The following is a 16,379-nucleotide window of genomic DNA, read 5'->3' as shown; positions in this document are numbered from 1 at the left end:
CATGATTGAAGCAGCACAAACGCTTGATGGTTGGTACGTATTACACGAATTCCGTTCAATGGACTGGGCTTCTTGGAAATTAGTTTCTGAGAAAGAGCGCACAGAAGCAGTTGAAGAATTCATCGCGTATTTAGAAAAATTAAATGAAGCAGATGTCGCAAAAACAGGCGCACATGCTTTCTACTCGATTGTTGGTCAAAAAGCCGACTTCATGATTATGACATTACGTGAAACAATGGAAGAACTAAACGAAATCGAAACAGATTTCAATAAATTAGCGATTGCTGATTTTACAGTTCCTACATATTCATATGTATCGGTTGTGGAATTATCAAATTACCTAGCTGGTAAAAAGAATGCAGATAGCGATGCTCCTGCTGAAGATCCATACCAAAATCCACATGTACGTGCTCGTCTATACCCTGAGCTACCTCGTATGGATCATGTTTGTTTCTATCCAATGGATAAACGTCGTCAAAAAGGCGCAAACTGGTACATGCTTGAAATGAATGAACGTCAAGAAATGATGCGTTCTCATGGTTTAATCGGACGTAGCTATGCTGGAAAAGTAAAACAAATCATCTCAGGTTCAATCGGTTTCGATGATCATGAATGGGGCGTTACACTATTCGCAGATGACGTACTACAATTCAAAAAATTAATTTACGAAATGCGTTTTGATGAAGTATCAGCACGTTACGCTGACTTCGGCTCATTCTTCGTTGGTAATATTTTAGATGCAGATAAATTACGCAAAATGTTAGCAGTTTAGTTCGTAACATAAAAAAATCGCGCCACAGCGCGATTTTTTGTTTACGTTAATTTAAATCGTTCACTCAATCGCTTGCACGATTCGACGATTTTCATTTCAATTCGATCGTCTACAATTAATTGCTCATCTGCAAAAGCTACAAGAGCAGGATTATTTCCGATTAAAATTGTATATTGCGCAAAATCAAAGACGTTCACATCTTCTTCATCTTTTCCAAAAGCAATGTAATTTCGCTTTTGAATTCCTAATGTGCGGAGTGCATTCCATTTGCTCAATCCAAGGGGTGTAATTTCAATCATTTCCCCATCATCAATCAAATGTACTGCCACATTTAATTTGCGCAGTTTTTCAATTATCTCTTTTCGATTTGATGCACTGAGAATCGTAATTTTCCATATAGTTGATAAATCTTCCAAATGATGATTTTCCGCTAATTTATAAGGGTCTACATCGTTCACAACGCGATGATATACGCCACCTGTATATGCATAGTCCCAATCACTCTCAACCAGATAAGTCGCATCAAATAATTGAATTAACTCTTTTAATTTGGAGAACATGGATGTTGAGAATGCAACAATTTGCTCAATGTTTCCACGATAGCATATGACAGCTCCATTGCCACCCACCATTTTACTATTGTGAAATTGTTTGTCGAGTAAGGTCAGCATATGACGAATCGATTTAGATGAAACAAAAATCGGCTCATGCCCTCTTTCACATAAAAAAGCTAGCATATCCGTTAAATAATCACTCACTTTTTCATCATGAAAAGAAATGGTTCCCTCCAAATCAAAAACAAATCGCACAAAATCACTTCTTTCTTCACTCTCAACGAGTTTCTTTTGTTCATTATACCCTTAAATTTCCACTCCTAACACTCTATCTAAGGTCATTTTCAAGTAAAATAGTGGATTTATTTTAGAGTTTATAATTTCCTTTCAAACGCAGCGATTTCCTTTCGACCACTCATTTGTCCCTTTCAATCGCAGCGATTCCCTTTCGCGCGCGAGTTTGTCCCTTTCAATCGCATCGATTCCCTTTCGACCGACCATTTGTCCCTTTCAATCGCATCGATTCCCTTTCGACCGACCATTTGTCCCTTTCAAATGCAGCGATTCCCTTTCGCGCGCGGATTTGTCCCTTTCAATCGCAGCGATTCCCTTTCGCGCGCGGATTTGTCCCTTTCAAATGCAGCGATTCCCTTTCGCGCGCGAATTTGTCCCTTTCAAATGCAGCGATTCCCTTTCGCGCGCGGATTTGTCCCTTTCAAATGCAGCGATTCCCTTTCGCGCGCGGATTTGTCCCTTTCAAATGCAGCGATTCCCTTTCGTGCGCGGATTTGTCCCTTTCAAATGCCAAGATTCCCTTTCGCGCGCGGATTTGTCCCTTTCAAATGCAGCGATTCCCTTTCGCGCGCGGTTTTGTCCCTTTCAACGGCGGGGATTCCCTTTCGCGCGCGGATTTGTCCCTTTCAAATGCAGCGATTCCCTTTCGCGCGCGGGTTTGTCCCTTTCAAATGCCAAGATTCCCTTTCAAATGCCAAGATTCCCTTTCGCGCGCGAGTTTGTCCCTTTCAATCGCAGCGATTCCCTTTCGACCGACCATTTGTCCCTTTCAACAAAAAATCCCACCATCTAATAGATGGCGAGATTTCAAATATTTATTTTGCGAATTTTTTAGCGGCAAGGATTACAAAAATCCAGCCTGCTAAGAAGCTTACGCCACCAATTGGTGTAATTGCACCAATGACTTTAATTCCTGATAGTGCGAGTACATATAAACTACCAGAGAATAGAATAATACCGATTGTTAGTAAGTTACCTGCCCATTTTAGCTCTTTAACAGGTCCTAAAATACTTGGAGCCATTAGAATACCAATGGCAATTAATCCGAGTGCATGCGACATTTGATACGTTATGGCTTTTTCCCATACACTTGTATAGTCTTTTGCTTCTAAGAAATCTTCAAGTGCATGAGCACCGAATGCACCAAGTGCGACTGATAAGAATGCCATAATAGCACCTGTAATAATAAATTTTTTCACAGTTTGTCTCTCCTTTTAAAAATCAAAAAGCGAATCCCCATTGGCATCGGGTTCGTGTAATTTATTCGCTTGTGTCGGAACAGGTGGTGTTGGAACCACTTGTGTTGGTTGTGATGGCGCTGTAAATGACGATGGTTGAACTGACGGTTCATTCGTTTGCAATGCGACATCACATAAAGCACGCATTGCCGAAAAGGCTTCTCTTTTTTCTGCTGTTGAAGCAGCCTGTTGTGCTTGTGCGATTTGCTTTTGTAATTCTTTAATAATGGCATCATATGAAATCATCTGTTTGTTCCTCGCTGTTTCTCTTCAAATTTCAGACAGTCCATGCCTGATGATCTTTTAACGACTGCGATGGGTAGCTCACGTGTCTTAAATCCGTATGCACGACAACCACGTGGATTTGCTGGGTCCCATGTCACGATGAAATGGCGACAAGAAAAGCAGTTAGGTTTCACTCCGTATGACCACCTTTCTCTTTCACTTTATCATATTCATTTTCATGTGTGTTCATTTTCAAGCTCAAATTGTAGTTGTTCATCATTTTGACAATTAAATTGAATTGGAACATGCCCCCACGCAATTAATTGATGGTTAATTTGTGAAAATGGCTTACTACCAAAAAATCCACGATAGGCACTCAATGGGCTTGGATGCGCTCCTTCAATTACAATATGTTTTGTTGTATCAATGAATTTTTTCTTTTGTTGCGCTGGTTTGCCCCAAAGTACAAAAATCATCGGTTCTGCGCGCTCATTTAATCGTTGAATGACTGCATCTGTAAACTGCTCCCACCCTTTATTTTTATGCGAATGTGCCTTATGAGCTTCTACTGTTAATACCGTGTTTAATAATAAAATACCTTGTTCTGCCCAACAATTCAAATTACCTGTTGTTGGCTCTGAAACATCTAAATCGTCTGCTAATTCTTTATACATATTACGTAAACTTGGTGGAATTTTCACACCTGATTTAACTGAAAAACTTAATCCATGTGCCTGTCCATCATCGTGATACGGATCTTGTCCTAAGATGACGACTTTTACATCGTGAAAGGGTGTTTTTTCAAACGCTGTCCAAATCTCATCTTTTGGCGGGAAAACTTGTGTTGTTTCATAAGCTTGTTCTACAAATTGCATTAGATTCGTAAAATACGGTTTTACAATTTCTGCTTGCATAATAGGTTGCCAATCATTTGGTAAGTTCATATATGCTCTACTCCTTAAATTCAACTGTTGTATTATAATTGAGTGCTGAGAAAAGATTACGAATGGCTTGCTCTGCATTTGTTTTTGCATGTTTCAGTAATCCAGCTGTTTCTGCTTCTTTGATCATTAATTTTTGCGCATCATTCGCTAGACTATAACCATCTTTCACCGTTGCTTCATCTCGAAATAGACCATTCGTTGAGAAAACTTGTACTTTTTCTAAATCTAACGTTGCTTTCCCCTGAATCTGCGGTTCTGGCGCCGTAACTTGAATTGTCTTTTTCTCCTCATCTACTTGTACATCTTCTTTTGTTATTTTACTCAAATCAACACCTGCACGTACAGTTCCTGGCATGACCACTAATAATTTTTGCTTTGTTCCGGGGATATCTAAACCAATTTCTTCACCGAATAAGGCATTATTTTCACGTTCTACAATGACTTTTAAATAAGCTTCTGCTGTTGCTAACTCATTCAATTCTGTAATTTTTTCTACTACAGCTTCTTCAGTCTGCTTATTCGTATGATTCGATACATATTTTGTGATGAGAACGGTTGCGATTATGACAATAACGAGTAGTAGTATAACGAAAAGTGACCAATTTAGCTTTTTTTTCATGTATTTTCCTCCTTTTTACAAAACTGACCTTATAAAAAACTTCATTTTTGACTATTTTATTCGAGCCAGTCCCATTTTACAATGAAACTATGACATTTATACAAAGGGAGAGATTTTCATGTCTTTACGCAAAACATTAACAATTGCTGGTTCGGACGCTTCAGGTGGCGCAGGTTTAGAAGCAGATTTAAAAGCTTTTGAAGCACATGGCACATATGGTTTAGCGGCTGTAACAGTCATCGCTACAATGGATCCAGATAATAATTGGTCACATGGGGTGTACACTTTACCAACAGATGTGTTACAAGCACAATTAAAAACAACTTTTTCAACAGGTGTGGATGCATTAAAAACAGGTATGTTATCGACTGAAGAAGTGATTCAAGTTTCAGGTGAAGCGATTAAAGCTTCAGGTGTTGAAAATGTAGTCATCGATCCAGTTATGGTGTGTAAAGGTGAAGATGAAGTATTGAATCCTGGGAACGTAGATGCAATGATTCAATATTTATTACCGTTAGCAAAAGTAACGACACCAAACTTATTTGAAGCCGGTCAATTAGCTGGTGTGAAAACGCCAAAATCAATTGAAGAAATGCAAGTGGCTGCTGAAAAAATTCATGCGCTTGGTGCAAAGAACGTTGTGATTAAAGGTGGTCGCGGTATTGACCATGAACAAGCATTCGACTTATTCTATGATGGTTCAACACACTACCTACTTGAAACAGCGAAAGTAGATACAAACTATAACCACGGTGCTGGTTGTACATTTGCTGCTTCCGTTACAGCGAACCTTGCAAAAGGACTTACTGTAAAAGAAGCTGTTCTTGAAGCGAAAGAATTCGTTGCAGCAGGTATTCAACATGGTTGGAAATTAAACCAATTCGTAGGGCCTGTACTTCACGCAGCGAAAAATATTTACGGTGCGCCAACAGTTACAATTAAAGAGTTAGCACCTATTTCATCAAATTAATAGATTTTAAAACAAAGAGGAATTGCTCTAACATGCAATTCCTTTTTTGCTTGAACTTTTTAACTTGATGTCCTATCAACAAAATAATCCCAAGCCTTCTTATTTTCTGCTAAATAAAGTGATACGCTATTGCCCTCTAAATAAACGCCTAATCTTTTTTTACCTACTTTAAAAACGGGAATTGTTAAATAATCCATAATATACACATCACTTTTGTAATCTCTTGGAAATGTGCGATAAAGTAGTGTCGGATCAATCACGCCTTGATAATGCCACATAATGACCGTTGTCTTTCCTTTTTTATTTTTGGTTGGTGAATAATACGAAATTTCATATTTCTTTTTAATTTTTTCTCTATAATTAAAAGATTCCGATGCTTTTTTCATATTTTTCTTTTTACGCAATACTTCATTTTTCATTCCTATTGATCCTGAAATGTATGCAAACTTCCCTTTCTTCATTGCATTGATGTCTGTCTTTTTAATCGTATACGTGAATGTTTTAGCCGACGTTTGTTGTGGTGAAACTGTTATGAAGCAAAGAATATATATGAAGCACCATATTACTATTTTTTTCAAATCCTCATCTCCTTTCTTTCATTATAACTTCTAATTATTGGAAAAAACAGAGAGTTGTTATGATACTTTGTCATTTTGGGTATGGACTATATAAATTATGGAGGTGTGCTACATGGCGATTTCAATGAAAAATGTATCAAAATCCTTTCAAAAACAATCGGTCATTTCAGATTTACATTTAGAAGTAGAAGATGGCGTGATTTTTGGCTTAATTGGACCTTCTGGTGGCGGGAAGACGACCATTATTAAAATGATGATTGGAATGATTACTGCAGACACAGGAACGATTACCGTTCTTCATAAGAAAGTACCCAATAAGCCCTTACTATTCGATATTGGTTATATGGCTCAGGCAGATGCACTTTATACGGACTTAACAGGTCTTGAGAATTTACGCTTTTTCGGTAGCATGTACAACATGCATAAGAATAAATTACAAGAACGAGTTGAATATGCTTCTAAGCTTGTCGATTTAACAGATGCACTGCATAAACGCGTCGCAAACTATTCAGGTGGAATGCGTCGACGTTTGTCACTTGCGATTGCACTCGTTCAAGACCCTCCACTCATTATTTTAGATGAGCCAACTGTTGGCATTGATCCTGCTTTGAAAAAGCAAATTTGGCAAGAGCTGGTCGTATTAAAAAATGCCGGAAAAACCATACTCGTTACAACACATGCAATGGATGAAGCTGAAAAGTGTGATGAACTTGCCATGTTACGTTCAGGAAAAATCATCGCAACAGGAACGCCAACAGAGTTAAAAGAACGATTCCATACAAACTCTTTAGATGATGTGTTTTTACAAGCTGGAGGTGTTAATACATGAGAGTACGCGCACTGATTCATCGAATTATACAACAATTGCGACGCGATAAGCGTACACTCGCCTTACTATTTTTAGCGCCACTTCTTGTACTAACACTGATGTATTTTATTTTTAATGGCGATGACAAAGATCCGACGCTCGTTGTAACAGATGCACCTACTCAAATGGTAGAACAATTTAAAAAAGCAAAACTTCACGTTGTAGAAAAGAAGCATTACTCTGTTCATAAATTGAAAAAGTCAGGCGATGCAGCTTGGCTAGATATGAAAACAAAAAAACTTCATTTACTCAATGACGACCCAACCATTGCGAAACAGGTTCGTATGATATTAAGCGGTGGAAAGCCGACGAATGAATTTAAAGCAGTCTATGTATATGGTGATTCAAAAACGAGTTTATTTGATACATTCAGTCCGCTGTTAATTGGCTTCTTCGTCTTCTTCTTCGTATTCCTCATCGCTGGAATTGCTTTATTAAAAGAACGTACAACAGGCACGCTTGACCGATTACTTGCAACACCCATTACACATGGAGAAATTATTAGTGGTTACTTAATTGGCTATGGAATTTTCGCGATGATCCAAACGATTTTAATTGTCCTTTTTTCAATTTACGTACTCGGTATCGTATCGAACGGTTCCATCTTACTCGTTGTTCTTACTTGTATGATTGTTGCGCTTGTTGCACTGTCGCTTGGGACATTCTTGTCTAGTTTTGCGAATTCTGAATTTCAGATGGTGCAGTTCATTCCACTTGTCATTGTGCCGCAAATTTTCTTCTCAGGTATCTTCCCACTAGAAACGATGGCGACTTGGTTACAAAACGTCGGGAAAGTGATGCCACTCTACTATGCTGCTGATGCACTGAATAGCATTATGTATAAAGGACTTGGTTTTAAAGCGATTTATATTGATTTACTCGTTTTACTACTCTTTGCATTCATTTTCTATATTTTAAATTTCATCAGCTTACGTCGTTCACGTTCAATTTAAGTAAGCAAACGAATCGCATTTCTCGAAAAACAACATTATAATGGGTAGTAGATGTTTTTTTGAGAGGAAGCGAAAAAATAATGGAAACAGTAAACTTAGAACGCCTGCAGCAACTGATTGATTCATTTGCGCATAAAGACGTTTACATCCACCTAGAAACGACAAATGGCGCTTATGCAAACCATTTTGATGAGAAAGTATTCAATGCAGGTGCATTCATTCGTAATGTACTCGTTCAATATGAACTTGGAAAAATCACACCTGATGTGCCACATCGCGTTGGTTTAAAACTTGCAAACGGCGGTTGGATTTACGCACAAGGGATTACACATTTTGAATTAGATGACAAAGGTCGCTTATTAATGGCTGGTCATGACTATGATGGAAAATTAGCGGTTGCACTTGAAATTAGTGAAACACCGTTTACTTATTAAGGAGGAAGAATACATGTTAGCACAAGAAGAACGTCATATTTTAGTTGTATTCCCACATCCTGATGATGAAGCATTCGGTGTTTCAGGTACATTAGCTCAATATGCTAATGCAGGTGTACCGATTACGTATGCTTGTTTAACATTAGGTGAAATGGGTCGTAATTTAGGGAACCCACCTTTTGCAACACGTGAGAGTCTACCCGAGATTCGTCGTGAAGAATTGAAAAAAGCAGCGGAAGCGATTGGTATTCAAGATTTACGTATGATGGGGTTACGTGATAAAACTGTTGAATTTGAAGATGATGAAAAAATGGTACAAATGATGACTTCTTTAATTAACGAAGTCAATCCATCACTTATCATTACGTTCTATCCGAACTATGCGGTACACCCTGACCACGAAGCTACTGCTCGTGCAGTTGTACGTGCTGTTCGTCGTATAGATGAAGAACAGCGTCCACGATTATATGGTGTAGCATTTGCGAATAATACATTAGATGAATTAGGTGAACCTGATATCGTCAATGATATTCGTGATGTAAAAGAACAAAAAATGAACGCGATGAAAGCACATAATTCGCAAACAGGCTGGATGCTTCAAGAAGAAGCAAAACGCCAAGAAGAAGGCGATACAGAGGAGAGTAATTGGTTCACAGATGAATCATTCTACAATTATCGCTGGAATAAAGATTTTGAAGAAACATTTTAATTGATTTAAAGGAACTTTGACATTTTTTTGTTAGAGTTCTTTTTTATTTGAAGTAACTTCCTCCTACTCTGGGTATATAAGTAAAGGAACTCTCTAAGAAAAGGAGGCGCTTATACAACAAGAAATCCCTGAAAAAACAAAGCGTCTGATTGTGTTCGTGATGATTGTCGGCTGTTTTTTCTCTACACTCAATCAGACGTTATTAAATGTCGCATTGCCTCACTTTTAGATATTGGTCGTATGTTACTCTCAACAACTGGTTTTGCCTTATTACTCTTTGGATTTAGTAGCGCTGGAAGTAAAGGTTGGAGATCCTATTGTCTGGTCAACCACATTAATTGAACTCACCAACGTTAGCATCTTCTTTCGCATCCAAATTCGTTCCAAATCGAAAAAAGAACAAGAATTAGAAAAACATTTACGATGCGATGAACTGAAAAATAAAAAAGCCGAAATTGCGCCAGAGAGCGTAATTTCGGCTTTTTATTTATGTTTGTGATATACCTTCTGCGAAACGTAGCATACCATTCGTTAAACAATAGTCCACCATGAACTTTTTAGAACCATAATGATCGAATACAATCTCGATTTCATCGTCAGTCACTTTTTTTATATAACCTAAATCGTAGACTTGATGCAAAACTTTTAAGCCACGTTGTAAATCTTGCTGTTGTTGAATCGCATCTTTTGGTAGTTCACGTACCACTTTCTTTTGAAACTTTTTATTCGTGATGATTTCTTTTGGACGTTTATTCTCACTTTTCTCCACAACATCACTCAATTGTAATTCGCCTACTTCTTCACCAAGAAGAATTTTTTTAACATCTTCTAAGAAAGCTGAAGGACGTGTTGTTTCTTCGTCTTTCTGATTATACGTAAGTAATTCCAAATGTTTTCTAGCACGTGTCATACCTACATAGAATAATCGAACAGCTTCTTCCATCTTTTCAACGTCGCCTGCTTTATAAGCCTTCACATCATCTTTCGACGGAATGACACCATCTACTAAATCTAGCATGTAGACAGTATCAAATTCGAGTCCTTTTGAGCTATGCATCGTTGATAGCGTAGCGACATTTTCATTTTTATTAAAACGAGATGTTTTCATAATTTCTTCTAACTCTTTTAATCGTTTTGCGAATGCTTCAAGTGTTGGCAGTCCTTCAGCAATATGCTCTAGCTGACTAACGATACTCAATAGATTTTCTTCATTAAAACCTAAATGCTCTGCACGATTTTTCAGCGTTTTATCATATCCTAAATCGCGTCTAATAAGCTGAATCGCTTCATCTGGCGGGAGTGTATTCATCTTCTGAATATTCTTTTTAGCTTTTCTTAAAGCTTGTTCTTGATACGGCGCATGAGTATTTTTTTGTAAGCGGTCAAAACAAGAAGTATCTTCGCCATCTCTTAGTAATACTTGCATCTGTGCTTTTTTAATATATGCATTCATTTTTGTATAAATTTTCTCTAAAATATCTGCGCGACGATCATTATACGAAAGGCGCATAAAGTTTAAAATATCTTCTACAATCCAATGCTTAAAGAATTTTACGTCGACATCTTTCATATAAAATGGAATGTCTTTTTTCTCAAGTAAATCAATGAGACGAATGGCAGATGCATTATTACGGTAGAGGACAACAACTTCTTTTGGATTTGGTGATTTTTGAATTTCCTGTACGACATAGTTGAGTTGTAAATCATAACGTCGCATATTATGAATTGTAATCGGTTCACCTTTTGGATTCTCCGTAAACATCTTCTTATCATAGCGATTGCGATTTCGTTTTATGAATGTATTCGCTGTATCTACAATTTCAGGTGTCGAACGATAATTTTGAGCCATCGTTAAAACTTTCCCGTTCGGATATGTTTGTTGGAAAGATAAGAGCTTCGTTACATCTGCACCACGCCACATGAAAATCGATTGGTCATCATCTGCGACAACACATAAATTATTTTGTGGAGCGGCTAGAATCGTTACAATCTCATGTTGGACGACGGAATTATCTTGTGATTCATCTGTTAGAACATATTCATATAAATGTTGATACTTCGTGCGAATTTCTTCATCTCGCTGTAAAATATCGAGGCAATACGTTAGCATATCATCAAAATCGAGTAAGACATGCTTAGCGTTTTGCTTTTTAAAATCTTCATATGCTCGAAAGATTTTCGCGGCGCTACCGATGGAGCAGTTTACTTTTTTAAGTGCCTCATCTGTCGCCACCATACGATTTTTCACAAAACTAATATATGTCACTAATTCATCCATCTCATCTTCAGTCGGTGCTTGTTTGATCTGTTCTGAAAATAGATTCCGCAAGATGACTTTCTTATGCAAGTTTTCACTCACATTTCCTTCAATTAATGTATAGTCTATTTGATTTTTATAAAAATATTCGCGTACAACCTTATAAGCAAAACTATGAATCGTTGAAAAAGCTACGCGCTCATTCGTCAAACGTCCGAAAAATTGCTCAAAACGTTCTTCCATATCACGTGCTGATGCTTTACTAAACGTAATCGCTAAAATACGCTTGGCTGGCACTTTTTTAACGAGCATTAAATAACCAATTTTCATATTCAAAGTAGTCGTTTTACCGGATCCAGGTGATGCTAATAATAATAGTGGCCCTTCATGAAAGCGCACTGCTTGTTTTTGTACATTATTGAGACTGACGCCTGTCAGCTGCTTCATACGTTCGAAAAAGTTCATTCGTCATTCTCCTTTTTTATTCACTTCTTCTATTGTAACATTTCTTGTTTTTTCTTTGTTTAAAATAAAAACGCTTACATTTTCGGAATAAGCTAAATCTTTTGAATTGACTGATTATTTTAGACTTTCTTATGTTACAATGAAACAATATATTTTAGACATTAGGAGGAAAAATAATATGACTGTATCAGAAGCAAAAACCGTCACAGTGGAAAATGTGTTGATCGCCCATCAATTTTTAAAGGATGTCGTCGCACACACACCACTACAAAAAAATGATTATCTATCCGAAAAATATGGAGCTACCGTCTATTTAAAACGAGAAGACTTACAACATGTTCGCTCGTTCAAATTACGCGGTGCGTACTATAAGATTAAATCCATCGAAGAAGAAGCACGCGAATTCGGTGTGGTCTGTGCGAGTGCAGGGAATCATGCACAAGGTGTTGCTTACGCCTGTGCGCAATTAGGCATCTTCGGGCATATTTTCATGCCGACAACGACTCCAAAACAGAAAATTAACCAGGTGAAAATGTTTGGCCGCGAATTTGTCGAGGTTATTTTATCTGGCGATACATTTGACGACTCTGCGAAAAGCGCACAAGCTTTTTCAGAAACAGAGAACCATATCTTCATTCACCCATTCGATGATGTTGACATTATCGCTGGACAAGGCACCGTTGCCGTTGAGATTATGAATGATATTGAACGTCCAATTGATTATATTTTCGGGAGTATTGGTGGCGGTGGCTTAATGGCTGGCGTATCTACTTACATTAAAAACTTATCGCCGAATACAAAAGTCATCGGTGTTGAACCTGCTGGAGCTGCGAGCATGAAGGCTGCTTTCAAAGAGGCGAATCCTGTTCACTTGCCGAAAATTGATAAGTTTGTAGACGGTGCGGCTGTTCAGTGCGTGGGTCAGTTCACTTATCAAATCTGCCAACAATTCATGGATGATATCGTAGCAGTGCCTGAAGGAAAAGTATGTACACATATTTTAGAACTATATAATAAATTAGCAGTTGTCGCTGAACCTGCTGGCGCATTATCGGTTGCTGCGCTTGATTTCTATAAAGATGAAATCAAAGGAAAATCAGTTGTATGCATTATTAGTGGCGGAAATAATGATATTAGTCGTATGCAAGAAATTAAAGAAAAGTCGTTAATTCATGAAGGATTACTCTACTACTTTATTGTCAGCTTCCCTCAACGAGCAGGGGCATTACGTCAATTCCTAACAGAAGTATTAGGGCCTGAAGATGACATCACGACCTTTGAATATACGAAGAAGAACAATAAAGAGAGTGGGCCTGCACTTGTCGGCATCGAACTAAAACGTCCGAACGATTACGCATCACTCATTGAACGCTTCCAATCGAACGGTTTTGAATATATGGAAGTCAATAACGATAGCACATTATTCTCGTTGTTGGTTTAACGCTAGACAAAAGTACAAGCTGGAATATAAATATAAAAAAACTGGAATCGCGCTATTGTGCGGTTCCAGTTTTTCGTTGTGAACTCTAAAAAAGGAAAATGAGATGTTCTGTCCCATCCTCCTTTTATATATGGATTTAAGTCGCCAACAGTACGCGGTCTGATACCATCTTTTCGCCGCGAATCTTTTGGAATTGTTCCATTAAATCTGGAATCGTTAAATTCACTTTATCTTCTGGACTCACTTCTAAAATAATTTGTCCCTTATCCATCATAATAAGTCGATTCCCTAAATCAATGGCTTGCTGCATATCATGTGTAATCATCAATGTCGTTAAGTTATCTTTATGAACTAGTTCTTTTGTTAAGTTCGTAATAAGTGCCGCACGTGATGGATCAAGTGCCGCTGTATGTTCATCTAACAAGAGAATATCTGGTTTTGTAAAGGTCGCCATTAATAATGACAATGCCTGTCGCTCCCCACCTGATAATAAACCTACTTTTGCAGATAGACGATTTTCTAAATTAAGTCCAAGTGAAGCAAGTGCTTCTTTAAACAGTTGTTTTCTTTTACGATTTACGCCAATGCGTAAACCACGCGATTTATTACGTGAATAGGCAATCGCCAAGTTTTCTTCAATCGTCATATTCGGTGCAGTACCCGCCATTGGATCTTGGAAGACACGTCCAATGTAACGTGAACGCTTATACTCAGGTAAACGCGTCACATCTTGATGATTAATATGAATCGAACCTAAATCGGGTGTTAATGCCCCTGAAATCATGTTCATCATTGTCGACTTACCTGCCCCATTACTCCCTATAATCGTTACGAAATCACCTGGTTCTAAACTTAATTGAATATCTTGTAGTGCTACTTTTTCATCTGGTGTACCTTCATTAAAAATCTTATTAATGTGCTCTAATTTAAGCAATGGTCTCACCTTCCTTTTTTGCCTGCGCTAGCATCGCCAACTTCTCGGCTTTTCGTTTTGCTTTTCGTTTCTGTTCTTTACGCTTATCAATTACGCGTGGTAATACAAGTGCGATAATTACAATGACAGCTGTTAATAATTTTAAATCTCCTGTATCGAAGATTTTGATTTGCATGGCAAGTGCAATCACAATACGGTAAATGACTGCACCACATACAACAGCTAATGTTGTACGCATAACACTCTTTGTACCAAAAATTGCTTCACCGATAATAACAGAAGCGAGACCACTCACAATCATCCCAACACCTGCTTGTACGTCTGCAAAACGACTATACTGTGCAATTAATGCACCTGATAGCGCAACTAAAGCATTTGATAGCCCTAAACCTAAAATAATCAATGTATCTGTATTCGCTGAAAAACTACGAATCATCTTCTTATTATCACCTGTAGCACGTAATGCGAGACCACTTTCAGTTTTCAAGAACCAGTCTGCCGCAAATTTAATCGCAAAGGTCACAATCACCATGAAGAATACTGTCCCCCATGTATTCGGTGTTTGTTCAAATCCAATTCCACGTAACATATTATTAATGGCATCATCAATACCTAAGCTCTTCCAAAATGCACTAATCTCTGTGAAAAGTGTTGTCGCATTTGATAATGGAATATTTGGTCGCCCAATTCCATTTTCAAGTGTCGAACCCATAATACGCAAGTTAATCGAATACAATGCAATCATCATTAAAATCCCTGCTAATAGTGCATTGATTTTTGCTTTTGTATGCAAAATACCTGTAATACTTCCTGCAATAAAACCTGCTAAAATTGCACACAGTGTTGCGATGATTGGATCATATCCAAGTGTAATCATCGTCGCAGCTGTCGCGCCCCCTGTTACAAAGCTACCGTCTATTGTTAAGTCAGGAAAATCTAAAACTCGGAATGTAAGATACACTCCGAGCGCCATAATTGCATAGATGATTCCCTGCTCTACAGAGCCAAATACCGCTACAAACATGTAGAATCATCTCCTCTTATTTTACTTCTTCTGCGTTCCACTCTTTGTTGATTTTAATGCCTAATTTATCAGCAGTTTCTTTATTTACTTCGAATTTTAAGTTAGCTGGGTATGCTGCTGGAATATCAGCTGGCTTCTTACCATCTTTTAAGATTTGAACAGCCATTTGACCTGCTTCATAACCGATATCATAATAGCTGAAACCGTATGCGCCAAAACCGCCACGTTTCACTGAATCAAGTTCCCCAACCATAACTGGAATCTTTTTATCTGTTGCTACATCTAATACAGAATCAAGTGCTGAAACCACTGTGTTATCTGTAATGATGTAATAAGCATCTACTTTACTTACTAATGATTCTGTTGCTTGTTTTACGTCTGCTGATGTATTCGCAGAAGCTTCTACTACTTCTACACCATATTTTTTCGCTTCTTTTTTCACGATATCAACTTGTGCGCGTGAGTTTTGCTCACCTGCGTTATACACCATACCTAATTTTTTTGCTTTTAATTCATTTGCAATGAACTTCACTGTGTTCGGAATCGCTTCAGGATGTGTATCTACTGTTCCTGTTACGTTCGCTCCTGGTTTTTCCATTGATTGAATCAATTCTGCACCCACTGCATCTGTTACAGATGTAAATAGCACAGGAATATCAGCTGTTGCTGTTTGAACTGCTTGTGCTGAAGGTGTCGCATTAGCGAAAATTAGGTCATTTCCTGCACCAACTAAATTATTCGCAGCTGTTGTATTGTTCGCTGGATCACCTTGTGCATTTTGTTCGTCATATTCTACCTTTAACCCTGATTCTTTCAGTGCCGCTTTGAAACCCTTTGTTGCTTCATTCAAAGATGGATGTTCTACATATTGTAAAATACCAACTTTATACGTTTTCTCATCTGCATTTGCCTTTTCGTCTTGCGTTTCGTCCTTTTTACCGCAAGCAGCTAAGACTAGCATGATGGCTGCTGTTACGAGTAACAACAACATACTCTTTTTCTTCATCTATAAACCCTCCTAATATATGTAGCTTTCTACCTTAATTATTGTTATATTACAGTCGTAAAATTGAATAGTCAATAAGATTATGAATGTTTCG

18 protein-coding genes are annotated in these 16,379 nt (G+C 37.8%); 7 read left to right on the top strand and 11 right to left on the bottom strand.

Annotated features, from left to right (window positions below; genetic code table 11):
* Window position 1: 1 nt before the first annotated feature.
* Window positions 2-772 (top strand): hydrogen peroxide-dependent heme synthase, encoded by a 771-nt coding sequence (hemQ, locus tag QN089_RS01540; RefSeq protein ID WP_068456045.1) that lies wholly within the window; start codon window positions 2-4, stop codon window positions 770-772.
* 41 nt (window positions 773-813) lie between these two features.
* Here the strand turns inward: hemQ and QN089_RS01535 are convergent, their stop codons facing one another.
* From QN089_RS01535 to QN089_RS01510, 6 genes are all read right to left on the bottom strand, one after another.
* Entirely contained in the window at window positions 814-1,581 is a 768-nt protein-coding gene (locus tag QN089_RS01535) for an HAD hydrolase family protein (protein WP_068456049.1), read from the bottom strand.
* 854 nt (window positions 1,582-2,435) lie between these two features.
* Complete coding sequence (locus tag QN089_RS01530; protein WP_285215792.1) at window positions 2,436-2,819, bottom strand: DUF423 domain-containing protein; 384 nt, start codon at window positions 2,817-2,819, stop codon at window positions 2,436-2,438.
* 15 nt (window positions 2,820-2,834) lie between these two features.
* On the bottom strand, window positions 2,835-3,104 hold the full coding sequence (locus QN089_RS01525; protein WP_068456052.1) for a DUF5327 family protein: 270 nt from the start codon (window positions 3,102-3,104) through the stop codon (window positions 2,835-2,837).
* On the bottom strand, window positions 3,101-3,277 hold the full coding sequence (locus QN089_RS01520; RefSeq protein WP_082701485.1) for a uracil-DNA glycosylase: 177 nt from the start codon (window positions 3,275-3,277) through the stop codon (window positions 3,101-3,103). Before QN089_RS01520 ends, QN089_RS01525 begins: the two co-directional genes overlap by 4 nt.
* 42 nt (window positions 3,278-3,319) lie before the next feature.
* Window positions 3,320-4,027 (bottom strand): uracil-DNA glycosylase, encoded by a 708-nt coding sequence (locus QN089_RS01515; RefSeq protein ID WP_068456056.1) that lies wholly within the window; start codon window positions 4,025-4,027, stop codon window positions 3,320-3,322.
* Window positions 4,028-4,034: 7 nt separating this feature from the next.
* Entirely contained in the window at window positions 4,035-4,646 is a 612-nt protein-coding gene (locus tag QN089_RS01510) for a DUF4230 domain-containing protein (RefSeq protein ID WP_285215791.1), read from the bottom strand.
* A gap of 118 nt (window positions 4,647-4,764) precedes the next feature.
* Between QN089_RS01510 and thiD the strand changes: the two genes are divergently transcribed.
* Window positions 4,765-5,616, top strand: coding sequence for a bifunctional hydroxymethylpyrimidine kinase/phosphomethylpyrimidine kinase (gene thiD, locus QN089_RS01505; RefSeq protein WP_285215790.1), 852 nt, complete (start codon window positions 4,765-4,767; stop codon window positions 5,614-5,616).
* Between the two features lie 59 nt (window positions 5,617-5,675).
* Here thiD and QN089_RS01500 read toward each other — a convergent pair whose 3' ends face one another.
* On the bottom strand, window positions 5,676-6,194 hold the full coding sequence (locus tag QN089_RS01500; RefSeq protein ID WP_285215789.1) for a hypothetical protein: 519 nt from the start codon (window positions 6,192-6,194) through the stop codon (window positions 5,676-5,678).
* A 112-nt stretch (window positions 6,195-6,306) separates the two neighbouring features.
* On the opposite strand from QN089_RS01500, the gene QN089_RS01495 reads away from it, so the two are divergent.
* The 4 genes from QN089_RS01495 to bshB2 all read left to right on the top strand — a co-directional run bounded on the left by QN089_RS01495 (window position 6,307) and on the right by bshB2 (window position 9,158).
* Entirely contained in the window at window positions 6,307-7,023 is a 717-nt protein-coding gene (locus tag QN089_RS01495; RefSeq protein WP_419720642.1) for an ABC transporter ATP-binding protein, read from the top strand.
* Entirely contained in the window at window positions 7,020-8,015 is a 996-nt protein-coding gene (locus tag QN089_RS01490; protein ID WP_285215788.1) for an ABC transporter permease, read from the top strand. Before QN089_RS01495 ends, QN089_RS01490 begins: the two co-directional genes overlap by 4 nt.
* 80 nt (window positions 8,016-8,095) lie before the next feature.
* The gene (locus QN089_RS01485) at window positions 8,096-8,449 is read left to right on the top strand and encodes a YojF family protein (RefSeq protein ID WP_068456069.1); all 354 of its coding nucleotides are present in this window, start codon (window positions 8,096-8,098) and stop codon (window positions 8,447-8,449) included.
* A 13-nt stretch (window positions 8,450-8,462) separates the two neighbouring features.
* Complete coding sequence (gene bshB2, locus QN089_RS01480; protein ID WP_068456072.1) at window positions 8,463-9,158, top strand: bacillithiol biosynthesis deacetylase BshB2; 696 nt, start codon at window positions 8,463-8,465, stop codon at window positions 9,156-9,158.
* Window positions 9,159-9,645: 487 nt separating this feature from the next.
* Here bshB2 and QN089_RS01475 read toward each other — a convergent pair whose 3' ends face one another.
* On the bottom strand, window positions 9,646-11,880 hold the full coding sequence (locus tag QN089_RS01475) for an ATP-dependent helicase (protein ID WP_285215787.1): 2,235 nt from the start codon (window positions 11,878-11,880) through the stop codon (window positions 9,646-9,648).
* 178 nt (window positions 11,881-12,058) lie between these two features.
* Between QN089_RS01475 and ilvA the strand changes: the two genes are divergently transcribed.
* Window positions 12,059-13,321 carry a threonine ammonia-lyase IlvA gene (gene ilvA / locus QN089_RS01470; RefSeq protein ID WP_285215786.1) on the top strand — a complete coding sequence of 421 codons (1,263 nt, stop codon included), beginning with the start codon at window positions 12,059-12,061 and terminating at the stop codon, window positions 13,319-13,321.
* A gap of 136 nt (window positions 13,322-13,457) precedes the next feature.
* Here the strand turns inward: ilvA and QN089_RS01465 are convergent, their stop codons facing one another.
* Genes QN089_RS01465 through QN089_RS01455 form a run of 3 tightly spaced genes read right to left on the bottom strand, consistent with a single transcriptional unit; the run spans window position 13,458 to window position 16,285 of the window.
* Entirely contained in the window at window positions 13,458-14,255 is a 798-nt protein-coding gene (locus QN089_RS01465; RefSeq protein ID WP_068456081.1) for an ABC transporter ATP-binding protein, read from the bottom strand.
* Window positions 14,248-15,279, bottom strand: a complete 1,032-nt coding sequence (locus QN089_RS01460) for an ABC transporter permease (protein WP_285215785.1) — start codon at window positions 15,277-15,279, stop codon at window positions 14,248-14,250. Before QN089_RS01460 ends, QN089_RS01465 begins: the two co-directional genes overlap by 8 nt.
* A 16-nt stretch (window positions 15,280-15,295) precedes the next feature.
* Window positions 15,296-16,285: an ABC transporter substrate-binding protein gene (locus QN089_RS01455; protein ID WP_068456086.1), complete on the bottom strand. Its 990-nt coding sequence runs from the start codon at window positions 16,283-16,285 to the stop codon at window positions 15,296-15,298.
* Window positions 16,286-16,379: the final 94 nt, after the last annotated feature.

It is taken from the genome of Kurthia sp. YJT4, assembly GCF_030219945.1.
GTDB lineage: Bacteria > Bacillota > Bacilli > Bacillales_A > Planococcaceae > Kurthia > Kurthia gibsonii.
The sequence above is the reverse complement of the archived record's forward strand: the minus strand, read 5'-3'. Positions and strand labels throughout refer to the sequence as shown.

Coding starts and splice junctions, on each gene's coding strand:
- hemQ (WP_068456045.1), top strand. CDS start 2: ATGATTGAAGCAGCACAAACGCTTGATGGTTGGTACGTATTACACGAA.
- QN089_RS01525 (WP_068456052.1), bottom strand. CDS start 3,104: ATGATTTCATATGATGCCATTATTAAAGAATTACAAAAGCAAATCGCA.
- QN089_RS01515 (WP_068456056.1), bottom strand. CDS start 4,027: ATGAACTTACCAAATGATTGGCAACCTATTATGCAAGCAGAAATTGTA.
- QN089_RS01510 (WP_285215791.1), bottom strand. CDS start 4,646: ATGAAAAAAAAGCTAAATTGGTCACTTTTCGTTATACTACTACTCGTT.
- thiD (WP_285215790.1), top strand. CDS start 4,765: ATGTCTTTACGCAAAACATTAACAATTGCTGGTTCGGACGCTTCAGGT.
- QN089_RS01495 (WP_419720642.1), top strand. CDS start 6,307: ATGGCGATTTCAATGAAAAATGTATCAAAATCCTTTCAAAAACAATCG.
- QN089_RS01490 (WP_285215788.1), top strand. CDS start 7,020: ATGAGAGTACGCGCACTGATTCATCGAATTATACAACAATTGCGACGC.
- QN089_RS01485 (WP_068456069.1), top strand. CDS start 8,096: ATGGAAACAGTAAACTTAGAACGCCTGCAGCAACTGATTGATTCATTT.
- bshB2 (WP_068456072.1), top strand. CDS start 8,463: ATGTTAGCACAAGAAGAACGTCATATTTTAGTTGTATTCCCACATCCT.
- QN089_RS01475 (WP_285215787.1), bottom strand. CDS start 11,880: ATGAACTTTTTCGAACGTATGAAGCAGCTGACAGGCGTCAGTCTCAAT.
- ilvA (WP_285215786.1), top strand. CDS start 12,059: ATGACTGTATCAGAAGCAAAAACCGTCACAGTGGAAAATGTGTTGATC.
- QN089_RS01460 (WP_285215785.1), bottom strand. CDS start 15,279: ATGTTTGTAGCGGTATTTGGCTCTGTAGAGCAGGGAATCATCTATGCA.
- QN089_RS01455 (WP_068456086.1), bottom strand. CDS start 16,285: ATGAAGAAAAAGAGTATGTTGTTGTTACTCGTAACAGCAGCCATCATG.